Here is a 13,736-nt window from a genome sequence, read left to right as displayed (position 1 = left end):
GCCGAACAGCGAAACGTCCTGAAATTGTTACTGGTCGAGGAATACGAGGCCCCATATAGGGCAACGGCACGCCTCGCTGAGGCAAGTTTGAAAGGCGAACCCCGCATGACGAATATCAAATCCATCTGCGTTTATTGCGGCGCGTCCGACGATGTTCAGCCGGGCTATATCAAGCTGGCCGAAGAATTGGGCCGCGAACTGGCCAAACGCGATATCCGCCTCGTCTATGGCGGCGGTGGCGTTGGCCTGATGGGGGCGTGCGCGCGATCAGCCCACGAATCCGCAGGCGATGTGCTGGGCATCATGCCGCGCTTCCTGCTCAACAAGGAACGGATCTACGAGGATGTTGAGCACCGTATCGTCGACGATATGCACACCCGCAAGCAAATGATGTTTGATGAATCTGATGCCTTCATCGTTTTGCCAGGCGGGATCGGAACGCTGGAAGAGGCGGTCGAAATCTTGTCTTGGGCACGCCTCGGCCTGCATGCCAAGCCAATGGCCTTCCTTGACGAAGACGGCTTCTGGTCGCCCTTTTTCGAACTGATGGAACATATCATCGACGGCAAGTTCACACCGGAAGGTTTCCGTGCATCACTGGTTCACAGCGATACGCCACAACAAGCCATCGACGCGCTGATGGACAAGGTTATCGTCCTGGACAATTAGGCCGGGGACAGGCGTTCAGCCCTGAAAGCCCGGAACATCCTCAATCGGTTTCTTGTTGAGATCCATGCCCAACGCCAGAACGATGGTCGAGGCGATGAAGATGGACGAGTACGTCCCGATAAATACGCCCCAGATCAACGCGAAGCTCATGCCGCGCAGGACTGGACCGCCCAGAAAGAAGATCGCCATCAAAGCCAACAGGGTCGTGCCAGAGGTGAGCAAGGTCCGTGATAGCGTGCCATTCAGCGCAAGGTCGATGACCTCCTTGTCGGCCATCTTCTTGTACTTGCGCTTCTCTTCACGCACCCGGTCAAACACAACGACCGTGTCGTTCATCGAGTAACCAATGATTGTCAGCAGGGCCGCAATAGTGGTTAGGTTGAATTCCATCTGAAGGAACGCAAACACGCCGAGCGTGATGATCACGTCATGTGCGAGCGCCGCCACGGCGCCGACCGAGAACTGCCACTCGAACCGGAACCAGATATAGACCAGCATCAGCGCAAGGGCTGCAATCAGCGCCGTGATCCCGTCCCTAAACAATTCCTGCGAAACCTTGGGGCCAACCGAGTCGTTGCGGAGTATCTGCTCGTCAGTTATGCCCAGCGCCTCTTTCAGCGTTTCTGTCACCAGTTCGTTGGTCGCACCCGTCGCGCGTTCGGCCTGGTCGCTGGCAGAGAGCGCCTGAAATTCTTCCCCGAGAATGGACGCATCTGCTTCGCCGTATTTCACGACCACGATACTGCGCGCATCGGTACCGACCGCACTGTTCACATCAGCGTTGAGCGGCATTGCCTGACGCACACCTTCCACGGTGATCGTGTCCGTTTGCTCCAACTCCATCACTGTACCGCCTGCAAAGTCGACGCCGAAGTTCAGCCCCCGCGTCGCGAGGAAGAAGATGGAGGATGCAATCAGCAATGCTGAGACAACTGCGCCAATAAGGCGAAGGTTCATGAAGCTCAGATTGGTCTTTTGGGGCCAGTATTTGAGTAGCATATCGTATCTCCTCCGGGCCTAGACCGCGAGCTTCTTGGGACGGAAGGTCTTCAACCACATGACCGTGAACCAGCGGGTCACGACAAAGGCGGTGAACACCGACGTGACGATACCGATGGCCAGCGTCACAGCGAAGCCTTTCACCGGTCCTGAACCGAGCAGGTAGAGAATGATGGCGGCGATCAGGGTTGTAACGTTCGCATCGAGAATGGTCGAAAAGGCACGTTCATACCCGGCCTGAACGGCCGTGAGGGGAGAGCGCCCATTGCGTTGTTCTTCGCGGATACGTTCAAACACGAGCACGTTGGCGTCGACCGCCATACCGATGGTCAGAATGATGCCTGCGATACCCGGCAGGGTCAGCGTAGCGCCGAGCCCAGAGAGCGCCCCAAGAATCAGAACGATGTTCGCCGCAAGCGAGCCAACGGCAAAACCTCCCATCAGGCCATAAGCAATGATCATGAAGATCGCCACAAGCGCGAGGCCGATCATGGATGCACGTGTACCGGCGCGAATGGAGTCATGCCCCAGCGTGGCGCTGACCGTGCGCTGATCCAGGAATTGGACCTTGGCTGGCATTTCACCAGCCTCGATGATCGCGGCAAGGTCCTGGGCCTCTTCCTGCGTGAAATCACCCGTGATGCGAACGTTGCCGCCAGGGATCGGTTCATTGATGCGCGGCGCTGACATGATCACATCATCCAAAACAATCGCAAAAAGCTTGCCGGAATTGTTGCGGGTCGTGTCGTAGAATTTCCGGGCGCCATTGCTGTTGAGGCGGAACGTAATCTGTGGCCGGTTACCTTCGTCAAAACCTTGCGCTGCGTTGGCAATATCTGCGCCGGTCACTTCCGGAATGTTCCGCACGAGCAGCGCCCCGGTCGTCGGCCCTTCCAGCAAGCGATAGCCCGCGCGCGCCACGCCTGCCTGCGCCGAGGTGATCGCGGATGGGCTGTCATCAACAAGATTGAACGTCATCTTGCCGTCACGGCTGAGCAAATCCTTCAAGCGTTGCGGGTCGGGCTCGCCTGGCGCCTCAAGAATGATCCGGTCATTGCCCTGCGGCGTGATCGAGATTTCGGAAACACCGTCGGGATCGACGCGGCGACGAACGATGGTCATCGTCTTGCCCAGCGCGTCTTTCATCAATGCTTCTTCTGATGCGGCGGGAACCGTGACGAGAATCCGGTCTGTGCCGAGCTGTTCGATTTCGTACGTCTTCGCGCCGCCAATCGCGCCTTCCACATTGCCGTTCAGCTTGCGCATACGACGGAGCGCCTCGTCCATCGGGAAGTTGCCTTCGGTGTCAGGACGCGTCAGCGTGATCTCCAGTTGGCGCCCCTTCACGTCTGGCAGATGGCCAATACGCTCGGACGGCGTCACATTGGTAAACGCGCTGCGCACATCACCGGCAAACACTTCCAGACGGTTGGCAATCACCTCGTCTGGATTGATTTCCATCATCAGGTAGACGCCGCCCTGAAGGTCTAGGCCGAGATTAACGCCCTTTTTGGGCATAAAACCCGGCGCATCATCCATGTTCACGACATTCGGCAGCGCCATGACGACACCCCATGCCAGTGTCAGAAGAACAAGCGCGACCTTCCAAGGTGGAAACTGAAGCATGCGGAATTCCTTGTCATGCGAAGGGCCGCAAGCGGGCCCTGCAGGCCCTTAATCGTTGGCGGCAACAGGCTGGTTCTTGCCACGAACGTCGATCACCATCTGCTTGATGATCTGGACGCGAACGCCTTCGGCCAGTTCGACCGTGACTTCCTCGTCGCCCGCCTTGGTCACCTTGCCGACGATGCCGCCGGACGTGACGATCGTATCGCCCTTCTTGATATTCTCGATCAGGGCCTTGTGCTTCTTCGCGCGCTGTTGCTGCGGGCGGATCAGCAGGAAGTAAAAGATCAGGATCAACGGCAGGAACAAGAGCACCTGGCTCATGATGCTCGGACCCGACGCGCTTGGCGCGGCCTGCGCCAAGGCCGGCAGTGTTACAATGGCGGCGCCTGCGGTCAGCGTGGCAAGTCTGGTCAGCATTTGGTTCTCTCCCATAGACCCCTGAAAATGTGTTGCTCCTATAGCTGTGGGCAGTTGCATTGGCAAACAAGCCCTGCAGATGAAACCACTGCAACTATAGCGCCTGGGAACATCCCGGCACTATAGGCGCCAACTCATGCGACAGGCTGAACCATTCAGTCGTGCCGTCGCGCGCCATGCGCGCAATCTGCTGGCGCCCTTCGTGTTGCATCGGTGTGATCACCAATCCGCCAGGCTTGAGCTGGTCGAACAGAGCCTGAGGGATCGCATCCACTTGCCCCGTGATGAGGACGCGGTCATATGGCCCGCGTTCAGCCCAGCCGAGCAGGCCATCGCCGTAGCGCACCGCAAGATTGTCGAGGCCAAGGCTCACAATCCGTTGGCGCGCATGATCGGTCAGCTTGTTGTACCGCTCGACGCCAAACACATCCGCGGCAAGCTGACCGGCCAATGCGGCGATATATCCAGACCCCATGCCAATCACCAGAAGACGCGCCTTGCGCTCGCTGCCGAGGCCCAGCGCCTGAAGCAATTGCCCGGTCGCTGCCGGGCGCGGGATTGTCTGGCCGCACGGGATGGGCACCACGCAGTCAGCAAAGGCAAGGTCTTTCAGGGCGGGATCATCGACAAAGGCTCCCCGGTCGACCGTTTCCATCGCTCTCAGCACGCCATCATCCGTGACCCCCTCCTGACGCAAGCGCAGGACAAGTCGGGCGGCACGGAATGGATCGGTGATCAGGTCTTCCATAGCTCCCGCAGGGTCCGGAGGAATACTTCATGCGTCAAGTCCACATGAAGCGGGGAGATGGAGACATAGCCGTCATAGATCGCCCGCAAATCGGTGCCAGCATCCGGTTTGGAGAGTTTGCCCTTGTACCCGATCCAGTAATAATCATTGCCCCGCAGGTCTTCGCGGCGGTCGGTATGGATGATCGATTCGTCGCGGAAGCCCTGACGGGTGATCTGGATGCCCTTCACCTCATCGGGCTCAACATCCGGGAAGTTCACGTTCATCACCGCGTCACCGGGCCAGCCATGCTCGATCAGCGGCTTGATCGCCTTGCTGCCCCAGGCCCGGGCGGTGTCCCAAGGCAGGGAGCCGCGCTCCCGGAAGCTCTGCGACTGGCTGAGTGCGATGGACGGAATGCCGAGCTGCATGCCGAACAGCGCCGCCGCGATCGTGCCGGAGAAGCTGGTATCCTCGGCAATGTTCTGGCCGCGATTGACGCCGGACAGCACAAGGTCCGGCTTCTCTGGCATCAAATTGTGCGTCGCCAGCAGGACGCAGTCGGACGGCGTGCCCGCCACGGCCCAGGCCTTGTCGCCCACTTCGCGCGTACGGACCGGATGGGTCAGCGAAATGGCGCGGCCCTTGCCGGACTGTTCCTCTTCCGGCGCAGCGATCCAGACATCGTCAGAGATTTCCCGCGCAATGTCTTCCAGCACCGAAAGGCCTGGGGCGTTGATGCCGTCATCATTTGTGAGGAGGATTCTCATGCCGAAATCACCTTCAGCCCGCCCATGTATCCGCGCAGCGCCTCCGGCACGGTGATGGAGCCGTCTTCGTTCTGGTAGTTCTCGAGGATGGCCACCAGCGTGCGGCCGACCGCGAGGCCGGAGCCGTTCAGCGTGTGGACGAATTCAGGCTTCGCGCCCGCTTCCGGGCGGTAGCGCGCGCTCATGCGGCGGGCCTGATAGTCGCCGCAATAGGAGCAGGAACTGATTTCGCGATACGTGTCCTGGCTCGGCAACCAGACTTCGAGGTCATAGGTCTTGCGCGCCCCTGCCCCCATATCGCCTGCGCAGAGCAGCATCCGGCGGAATGGCAGGTCGAGCTTTTTCAGGATCGCCTCGGCGCATTCGGTCATGCGCTCAAGTTCGGCCAGTCCCTCTTCCTCATTCGCGACGACAGAGACCATCTCGACCTTGTTGAACTGGTGCAAACGGATCATGCCCTTCGTGTCGCGGCCTGCGCTGCCTGCTTCCGAGCGGAAGCACGGCGTGTGGGCGGTAAAGCGCTTTGGCAGCTCGCCCGGCTCAATGATGCTTTCACGGACAATGTTTGTAAGTGGAACTTCTGCGGTGGGGATGAGGTAGTGAGAAGTGTCGCGATCAACCCACTCTGGCTTCAACCCTAGATCCTCTCTTTGGAGGGCTTTAGTAAGCTCGCCAGCGCGCTCCAATCTCGTAGATTGTTCGTAACCTGCCGCATCTAGCTGCTCAGCAAGGCGCTTTTCAAGCGGAGTGTTCGCGTTACCTTGGAGCGCATTCATGAATGCAATCATCGAAGACTTCATGCCTTCAACAAATTCTTCTCGAATGTTGGGATTTTCAGTTTTGAATAGGTCTTCCTTGAACTTAGGCAACTGCCCAGTTCCAACCAAGGCCTGATCCTTCACGAGCACCGGCGGGGAGCATTCCGTGTACCCATGCTCTTCGGTCTGCACGTCCAGCATGAAGGCGGCGAGTGCGCGTTCGAAGCGCGCGAGCTTGCCCTTGAGCAGCACAAAGCGCGCGCCGCTCATCTTGGCGGCCGTCTCAAAATCCATCATGCCGAGGGCTTCGCCGAGATCGGCATGGTCTTTCACCTCGAAATCATAGGATTTCGGCTCGCCCCAGCGGGCCTTTTCGACATTGCCATCCTCGTCCTGGCCTTCGGGCACCTCGGCCAGCGGAATGTTCGGCAGGCCATAGAGCAAATCGTCGAGCAGCTTGCGGGCGGCTTCTTCCTGCTCGCCGGCAGCCTCGATCGTATCCTTGGCGTCGGCGACGATCTTGCGCAGGCGCTCGAACTCCGCCTCATCACCCGAGGCTTTGGCCCGGCCGATAAGCTTGGAGGTCTCATTGCGCAGCTTTTCCGCTTCCTGCTTGTCGGTCACAGCCGTGCGCAGGGCCGCGTCATGCGCGTGAATATCGTCCACCACATTGCCAAGCTCCGGCTTCTTCCGGTTCCAGGCGGCGCGGAAAGCCTCGGGGTTTTCGCGGATGGCGCGGATGTCGAACATTTCTGATGGTCCTGTGTGGTCAGTCGGTCATTGCTCTAATCCGCGCCGGGCCTGCCTGCAACCGGGGGATATGCTTAGTCATTTTGGGAATCAGACCTTGGGGCCGCGTCCTGCGCGTGCGCTTGGGCCTGCTCGGGGAAATCGAAGGGCGACTTCTTACTCCCTCGCAGCATCCTCTTCGGCCTGCTTTTTCTCGATCAGTTTCACGCACCAGATAGAGATTTCGTAGAGCATCAGGACTGGAACGGTCAGCAGGATCTGCGAAATCACATCCGGCGGGGTGAAAAAGGCCGCGAAGCAGAGAATGCCGACAATGGCATATTTCCGACCCTTGGCGAGCGCGTCAGAAGAAACGATCCCGATCCGCCCCAGCAGGCTGAGGATCACCGGCAGCTGGAACGACAGGCCAAAGGCCAGCATCAACGCCATTACCAGCGAGAGATACTCCGATACGCGGGGCAATAATTTGATGGTTGCGACCGTGCTGTCGATATTCTCCTGCGACACCGAGAACCGCGCCAGCATGGGCAGCATCAGGAAATAGACAAACGCCGCGCCGAGCGTGAACAGCAAGGGTGCAAAGACCAGATACGGCCAGAAGGCCCCGCGCTCATTCTTGTAAAGGCCCGGTGCCACGAACTGGTAGACCTGCCAGGCGATAAACGGGAAGGACAGGAAAATGCCGGCGAATACGGCGAGTTTCAGCTTGGCAAAGAAGAACTCCATCGGGCCAGTAAAGATCAACTCCAGCGGCGCCCCGCGAATGCCTTCGGCCACGCGCGCAAATGGCGCCAGCAGGAAGTCATAGATCGGCTCGGCGAAGAAGAAGCAGACAATCGAGGCGACCGACAGCGCCAGCAAAGCCTTGATCAGGCGCGCGCGCAGCTCGACCAGATGCTCCAGCAGCGGAGCCCGGCTCGCCTCGACTTCATCATCGGTGAAGTCTGGCTGTTCGTCCTTCGGCGGCACGTGGGTCACGCAGCATCATCCCCGGTTTTCGGCGAGGCCGGTGGTGTTGCTGGCTCGGAATTCGGCTCAGACACTGTTTCCACTGCTGGCGCGGCGGGTTTGGGCGGCGGGCTCTTTTCCATGACCGCAGAATTCACATCCGCCTCAAAGGCGGCCAAATCGTCCTGCGCCTTCTGCATCGTGTTGTCTTTCTTCAGATCTTCGATCTCCTTGCGGAGTTCGTCGAGTTCGCTCTGGCGGGCAATATCTTCGAAGGCTGCCTGGAATTCACGTGCCATGGCGCGGCCCTTGCCGACGAACTGGCCAACCCGGCGCATCATCATCGGCAGATCCTTGGGACCGACAATGATCAGCGCCGCAAGGCCCAACAACAGGAGTTCGGAAAACCCGATTCCGGGCAGCATGCTAAGCGCCCTCCACTCGGCAGCTTATGACGAGGCCTTCGTCTCGTCTTTCTTTGGGGTAACATTGACCATGTCGTCATTGTCGACGGATTTGGTCTCTTCCTCATCCTTCAGGCCCTTGCGAAAGGCCCCGATACCCTTGGCCATATCGCCCATGATGGAGGAGATGCGACCACGACCACCGAACAGAAGGAGGGCAACGACCACGACGATCAGCAATTGAATCCAGCTTGGCGACATGCCTCTCTCCTTCAAGAATTCCCTGAATATATACAGCAGCTCACGCTGGAACAATGGAACGAAGCTGCTAAAGAACAGCCATGCGTATCGCCACATGGAATGTCAACTCGATCAAGGCACGCCTTCCCACAGTGTTGGAAGTGCTCGATGCCATCAATTGCGATGTCGTCTGCCTTCAGGAAATCAAGTGCGAGACCGACGCGTTTCCCTATCTCGAACTGGAAGAACGCGGCTGGAACTGCGCCGTGCTGGGGCAGAAAAGCTATAATGGGGTCGCCCTGCTCTCCAAGCATGAGATTGAAGACGTGACCAAAGGGTTGCCAACGATCGAAGACGAACAGGCGCGCTATATCGAGGCGCTGATCCTCAGCGACACCCCAATCCGTGTGGGCGGTCTATACCTGCCGAATGGAAACCCTGCCCCCGGCCCGAAGTATGACTACAAGATGGAATGGATGGACGCGCTGGAGCAACATGCGCGTGAGCTGCTGAAGTTGGACGAAGCCTTTGTCCTCTGCGGCGACTATAATTGCATCCCCACACCCGAGGATTGCTGGGACGAAACCGTCTGGCAGGACGACGCACTCGCCCTGCCCCAGACGCGCGCTGACTTCCGAAAACTGAAATATCTGGGTCTGGCGGATTCTTTTGAACTGACCGATAATCGTGCACACCAGTACACGTTCTGGGATTATCAGGGCGGCGCTTTCAAAAAGGATCACGGCATCCGGATCGACCATCTGCTCTGCTCGCCTCAGGCTTGCGACAGGCTCCAATCGGTAGAGATCTATCGCAAGGCCCGCGAGCTCGAGAAGCCATCAGACCATGTGCCGGTCATCGGCGTCTTCGAAGACTAGCGCCTATTTCGCACGGTCAATGTCGTCGGCCCAGGCCGCCAGCCAGAACGTTGCAGCCTGCCAGTTGATCGCCACTTCGTTCAGCTCATACGCGTCTACGTGGTCGGCGTAGCAGGTCTGGGCCTGGCATTCGTCAATAATGGCCCTGGAAACCGGACCAGCAGGATTGGTGTTGTTCGGTCCACCCGACACAGCGCCCGGAGGCGGAAGCGGGAATCCCCGATACTGTGCGCCGGCCCAATGACGGTGATGCGGAGCCTTGAAGGCATTCTCCCCATGGCCGGAAATGTACGAGATATCGCGGGGGTTCCGGCCAAGGATGTAATCCAACAGGTCCAACGCGCCATCGCGATACTGAACGTTGCCGGTCATGTCGTAGGCAGTGCCAAGAATAAGACCGCGATTGGCCAGAGTTCCAACCGATCCCCACGGCCAGACACCGCGATTGAGGGGGATCTGGTATCCTTCAAACCGAATTTGAGTGAGGTACGCATCTGCCGTCTGCAGCAAACCTTCAGCCGCTTCATCCCGCAGGAATTCGTCCGGAGCAACACGCGCCAACGACAGAATACCGAGGCCCATCGTGTCGCCCCAGTTGGGTTCCTGAAGGCCGCTGACTGGCCATGCGTCCAGCTCGCCCTGATAGGTCTTCAGGTCATCGGCATAGGCGGTTTCGCCTGTAGTGACGTACATTTCAGCGGCGGCCCAATAGAACTCACCTCGAATATCAGTCGAGCCGTAGGGCCCTGTGCCGGGGAAATTTCCATAGGCATATGCATCTGGAATCCGCTGCGCCGCGGCATAGGCGCGCTTGGCTGCCGCGAGGCATTTGTCGGCATACGCATCATCGACGCCGCGGAACACACGGGCACACTGCGCGCCAACGGCCGCCACATGCAGGGTCGCCGCCGTGGAGGGTGCGAACAGGGCACGGGGGCCAGTGTTTTTGTGAGGCATCATCGGCAGCGATGGCCACTCGGTATTACCTGATTTGTGATGCACCATACCGGATACATCCGTCATCTTCGGTGCCTTGGTCTGCCACTTGCCTTTCATGTTGCCCTGGACAATGGCGGCTTCTGCGCCGTCAGGCGCCTGCATGGCGAGCATGTAGTCGAGATTGTAGCGCGCCTCATCCAACAGGTCATTCAGGCCGTTACCGGATTCCGGAATGTTCGTCGCGCCATCCTCAAATCCGGATGTGCCGCGCTCATAGGCATTCAGCAACGTCCAGACGCTGATGCCGCTATTCACCACATATTTGCTCTGGTCACCGGCATCATACCACCCGCCGGAGACATCCAGCGTATAGTCACAGCGGGGCCAGCTGATCTTGTACATGTCCTTGCCATGGAAACAGGTCAGCACTTCTTTTTCGTGTCCGGCCGGACGCGCCCACTGCTCGCCGCCAGCATGCTCGGATTCAATCGGAACGCCGGCACGGTTGTGGTAGAAGTATCTCAACGTATCGTATTTGAGGTCGCGGAAGATATCTTCCGAAACGTCAAATGGATGGCTCTTTCCAACACCCTCCACAACCAGCACGAGGTTGGTCGCTGGCGTGCGTAGTCCGCTGGTCACAACCAGTTGGACGTTGGCGCCGGAGCCGCTGTCAAATCCGTAGGGAATTGTGCGCCCCTGCTCGACCACAACCCCATTCGGCGCAACGATCTGCCATTCAAGGGTTTCGGTGAGATCGGTTTCGGCGACGCCGACAAAATTATATCCGGGGCGAATGCCGGTCTGGGTCGCACGAACCGGCCCGCGCGGCGCGTTGAACGCTGCCAGATATTCCTGCTGTTTCGGCGTCACCACGCTGGCGCCGCTGGCCATGCCAGCTTCCTCAGGCACGGGAACCGACGAACACCCGGCCAACAGTGCGGCCGATGCCATCGCGGCCAGACTTGCTTTGCGGAGGTTGAACATAAGTTTCTTCCCTTTACTGCGCCTTCTTTGGGCTTCAGCTTGCAATAATAGGGCCAAACAACCTCGATCGCGAGACCTAAATAGGGTCGGTGAAGTCAGTTCACCGAGCCATAATCCGCGCCCGCCTCGCTGAAATAGGCACGCCAGAACGCCTTAACGTCGGCCATGGGCAGGTCATAGATCTGACGTGGCACGATACGGGCAACGACATCGACGTTTTCCAGAGCCGGACTCATCTTGGCCAGATCTGAGTCCAGATAGGCCTCATAATCGGCACCGAGGCGGTAGAAGCTGAACCCTTCCGAATGCTGCATCAGGTCGGAGACCAGCACGATCCGGCGATTGGTTTCACCAGCCTGGAAATCGGCGCGGTCGGCGATCGAGTACACAGCTTCAACGAGCGGAGAACTCGGCTGGCGCGTGTCAGTCAGTGCTGACTCAACATTCTCCAGAAGTGGCGCATAGAACTGGGTCTGCCAGGTTTGCTCGATCATTTTCGGGTTCTGGAAGATCGGGTTGGCCTCTGCAGCGCTCCCCGACGAACACGCATAGTAAACAAGCTTTGGATCATAAGGGCTTGCCGCGTTCGGCGTCATGACCGTCAAACGTCCGTATTTGGGCAGGGCGCGGGCTTCAGCGTCCACGAACTCATAGACCCAATCCAGATCATTCGGATTGAACGGGTCTGACTGGTCGATCAGGATGATCGTATGGGCCGGGTCCTTGCGGTCCATACGGCAGCTGGAATCAGCCATCAGGGATGGCGGCTGGTTGAACGCCACAACGGCGAACAAGGCAAATACGACACCCAGCATCAGCGCAATCATTCCACGCCAGAACCATGGGCCTTTGTCACTTCTGCGACGTGGCATCCCTTATGTCTCCTTCTAGGCCCGGCGAGCCTGGTCCACGGGAACATGCGTAGATCCCTTGGCCTCGCGGACTTTGCCGATTTCGTCAGCAACTTTCTTCTCGATTGAGGACAGGCCTTTCTGGACCTGCTGGATGTGCTGTTCAAGCCATTCGCGGGTCTGGTTCAGCGCTTTGATATTGTTGTCAATCGCTGCAATCGCCTTGTTCGCCTGATCCCGCTCCTTGGAATAGTCAAACGGCGGCAATTGTGGTGTGACGATTTCACTAAAGTATTCCGGGCACGGGGCCTGATCACCCAGACGGTCACGATTGGCGTTGCGCGCGCGGCGATGGGCCTGACGATAGGCGACTTTCAGGCTGCGCTCCTGATCGGCGGCGCGCGCTGCAATCGCAGACGCATAATCGCGGCGGGTTTCGAGCAGGTTCATGGCCTTCTCGATCTCACGCTTGGCTGAGACGTGGCGGGATTGCTGAGTTTCAAACCACAGACGGCAGCTAGAGAAATAATCGGACAGATCGTCCCGCACGCCATTACGAACTTCCTGGCGACGCTCATAGGCGCGGCGCTCCTTGCGCCAGACGCGGCCATAGCCAGGGTAGCGATCGGAAATACGGTCATAGCCTTCATAGACAGCCAGCCCGAACACAGCGAGCCCCATGAAGAGCAGGCCAAGGGCGAGGAAGCTTTCCAGGCCAAAGATGTTCGGGAACATCGACATGACGACGTCGCCGGGCGCAATCGAGAACATTGAGAAGGTTCCGAGCGTCCCCGCCTCTGTCGCCGCAAGCAGTCCCGTTTCGACCGCGTCGCGAAAATGCGCGACAAAGAAATTGAGGAAGATGCCGGCCAGGACGAAGACCATCGCGATGGTACCGCCCATGATCTTCGCCGGAAGCGCCGGATGGTTCAGATAGCGCAGGCCAAAAAAGCCTGCGATCACGCCGAACACGACATTTACCGAAGACACGCCAAAGGCAATCATCAGGCCGCCCATCAGGCCATTGGCCTGCGCGTCCTTGAACAGAAGTGCGTTGAAACCGCCCTCAAGGATCATGATGAAGATCAGGATCGCAACGGCTTGCTCGATGTTCTTCTTGATGTCCGGCGTGCGATCCCCGATCCGGTCTCCATGACGCAGCTTGAATTGCTGAAGCTCGATGATTGCCGCCGAATGCGTCTCCTTCGCATCATGCACATCGTCCAGCTCGTAGTGACGGTATTCATTCTCTTCGGACTTGATCGCCTCGCGCAGCTGATCCGGATAAATATCTATCGGCGTATAGTCGCTGATATAATTGCGCACCGACGCCGCTGTCGTGGTCAGCCATGTCCCGAGACCGCGGCGCACATCTTCTGCGCGTTCAGCGATCTGCTGCTCGCATTCACTCCACTGATCAGGGGTCGACGCATCCGACGCCGGAAGGCCGTCGCGGCCGTCCTTCTTAGCCGTAACCTTCGTGAACTGGCGATTCAGCCCCAGATACCCTTGGGCGCGCTTGCCCTTCAGCCCATGATCGGAAAGGTCGTTGCGGATTTCCAGCGGCTTGACTTTGCTCTGGCAACCAACATCTGCGCCCCAGCGCACAGCATTTTTCGACATGCTACATCCTCTTAACAGCTCAAGGCTTTTCATTAACTTTCGCGAGGATGGGCTGCCTTGGTTACTGAAGCGTGAAAGCTGAAGCAGGAAGTGCGGATCGTAATGTTTTTTAAGTGCGTTGGCGCTTGCGGCCCAGCTCACGAAAAT

At 58.6% G+C, this 13,736-nt stretch carries 14 protein-coding genes; 2 read left to right on the top strand and 12 right to left on the bottom strand.

Annotation, left to right across the window (positions count from 1 at the left end; all coding sequences use genetic code 11):
- Nucleotides 1-105 precede the first annotated feature (105 nt).
- Nucleotides 106-669 carry an LOG family protein gene (locus B2P82_RS09255; RefSeq protein WP_290496752.1) on the top strand — a complete coding sequence of 188 codons (564 nt, stop codon included), beginning with the start codon at nucleotides 106-108 and terminating at the stop codon, nucleotides 667-669.
- A gap of 15 nt (nucleotides 670-684) precedes the next feature.
- On the opposite strand, the gene secF is transcribed toward B2P82_RS09255, so the two are convergent.
- The 9 genes from secF to tatA form a co-directional block, all read right to left on the bottom strand.
- Entirely contained in the window at nucleotides 685-1,668 is a 984-nt protein-coding gene (gene secF / locus B2P82_RS09250) for a protein translocase subunit SecF (protein WP_290496750.1), read from the bottom strand.
- Nucleotides 1,669-1,686: 18 nt separating this feature from the next.
- Complete coding sequence (gene secD / locus B2P82_RS09245; protein ID WP_290496748.1) at nucleotides 1,687-3,294, bottom strand: protein translocase subunit SecD; 1,608 nt, start codon at nucleotides 3,292-3,294, stop codon at nucleotides 1,687-1,689.
- A gap of 48 nt (nucleotides 3,295-3,342) precedes the next feature.
- The gene (gene yajC / locus B2P82_RS09240) at nucleotides 3,343-3,714 is read right to left on the bottom strand and encodes a preprotein translocase subunit YajC (protein WP_051607524.1); all 372 of its coding nucleotides are present in this window, start codon (nucleotides 3,712-3,714) and stop codon (nucleotides 3,343-3,345) included.
- Between the two features lie 94 nt (nucleotides 3,715-3,808).
- Nucleotides 3,809-4,462, bottom strand: a complete 654-nt coding sequence (locus tag B2P82_RS09235) for a class I SAM-dependent methyltransferase (RefSeq protein WP_290496746.1) — start codon at nucleotides 4,460-4,462, stop codon at nucleotides 3,809-3,811.
- On the bottom strand, nucleotides 4,450-5,211 hold the full coding sequence (gene surE / locus B2P82_RS09230) for a 5'/3'-nucleotidase SurE (protein ID WP_290496744.1): 762 nt from the start codon (nucleotides 5,209-5,211) through the stop codon (nucleotides 4,450-4,452). Before surE ends, B2P82_RS09235 begins: the two co-directional genes overlap by 13 nt.
- A complete protein-coding gene (gene serS, locus B2P82_RS09225; protein ID WP_290496742.1) occupies nucleotides 5,208-6,719 on the bottom strand; it encodes a serine--tRNA ligase in 1,512 nt (503 codons plus the stop codon). The genes surE and serS overlap by 4 nt, the downstream gene beginning before the upstream one ends.
- 156 nt (nucleotides 6,720-6,875) lie before the next feature.
- Entirely contained in the window at nucleotides 6,876-7,697 is an 822-nt protein-coding gene (gene tatC, locus B2P82_RS09220; protein ID WP_156947804.1) for a twin-arginine translocase subunit TatC, read from the bottom strand.
- Complete coding sequence (gene tatB / locus B2P82_RS09215; protein WP_290496739.1) at nucleotides 7,694-8,092, bottom strand: Sec-independent protein translocase protein TatB; 399 nt, start codon at nucleotides 8,090-8,092, stop codon at nucleotides 7,694-7,696. Before tatB ends, tatC begins: the two co-directional genes overlap by 4 nt.
- 24 nt (nucleotides 8,093-8,116) lie before the next feature.
- The gene (gene tatA, locus B2P82_RS09210; RefSeq protein WP_034811537.1) at nucleotides 8,117-8,332 is read right to left on the bottom strand and encodes a twin-arginine translocase TatA/TatE family subunit; all 216 of its coding nucleotides are present in this window, start codon (nucleotides 8,330-8,332) and stop codon (nucleotides 8,117-8,119) included.
- Between the two features lie 80 nt (nucleotides 8,333-8,412).
- Between tatA and B2P82_RS09205 the strand changes: the two genes are divergently transcribed.
- Complete coding sequence (locus B2P82_RS09205; RefSeq protein WP_290496737.1) at nucleotides 8,413-9,189, top strand: exodeoxyribonuclease III; 777 nt, start codon at nucleotides 8,413-8,415, stop codon at nucleotides 9,187-9,189.
- Nucleotides 9,190-9,192: 3 nt separating this feature from the next.
- Here B2P82_RS09205 and B2P82_RS09200 read toward each other — a convergent pair whose 3' ends face one another.
- The 3 genes from B2P82_RS09200 to B2P82_RS09190 all read right to left on the bottom strand — a co-directional run bounded on the left by B2P82_RS09200 (nucleotide 9,193) and on the right by B2P82_RS09190 (nucleotide 13,589).
- The gene (locus tag B2P82_RS09200; protein WP_290496734.1) at nucleotides 9,193-11,115 is read right to left on the bottom strand and encodes a glycoside hydrolase family 9 protein; all 1,923 of its coding nucleotides are present in this window, start codon (nucleotides 11,113-11,115) and stop codon (nucleotides 9,193-9,195) included.
- 95 nt (nucleotides 11,116-11,210) lie between these two features.
- Nucleotides 11,211-11,987, bottom strand: coding sequence for a hypothetical protein (locus B2P82_RS09195; protein WP_290496731.1), 777 nt, complete (start codon nucleotides 11,985-11,987; stop codon nucleotides 11,211-11,213).
- A 15-nt stretch (nucleotides 11,988-12,002) separates the two neighbouring features.
- A complete protein-coding gene (locus tag B2P82_RS09190; RefSeq protein ID WP_290496729.1) occupies nucleotides 12,003-13,589 on the bottom strand; it encodes a hypothetical protein in 1,587 nt (528 codons plus the stop codon).
- Between the last annotated feature and the right edge of the window lie 147 nt (nucleotides 13,590-13,736).

This window comes from Hyphomonas sp. UBA4494 (assembly GCF_002388935.1).
Taxonomy (GTDB): domain Bacteria; phylum Pseudomonadota; class Alphaproteobacteria; order Caulobacterales; family Hyphomonadaceae; genus Hyphomonas.
This window is presented reverse-complemented; position numbering and strand designations above follow the sequence as displayed.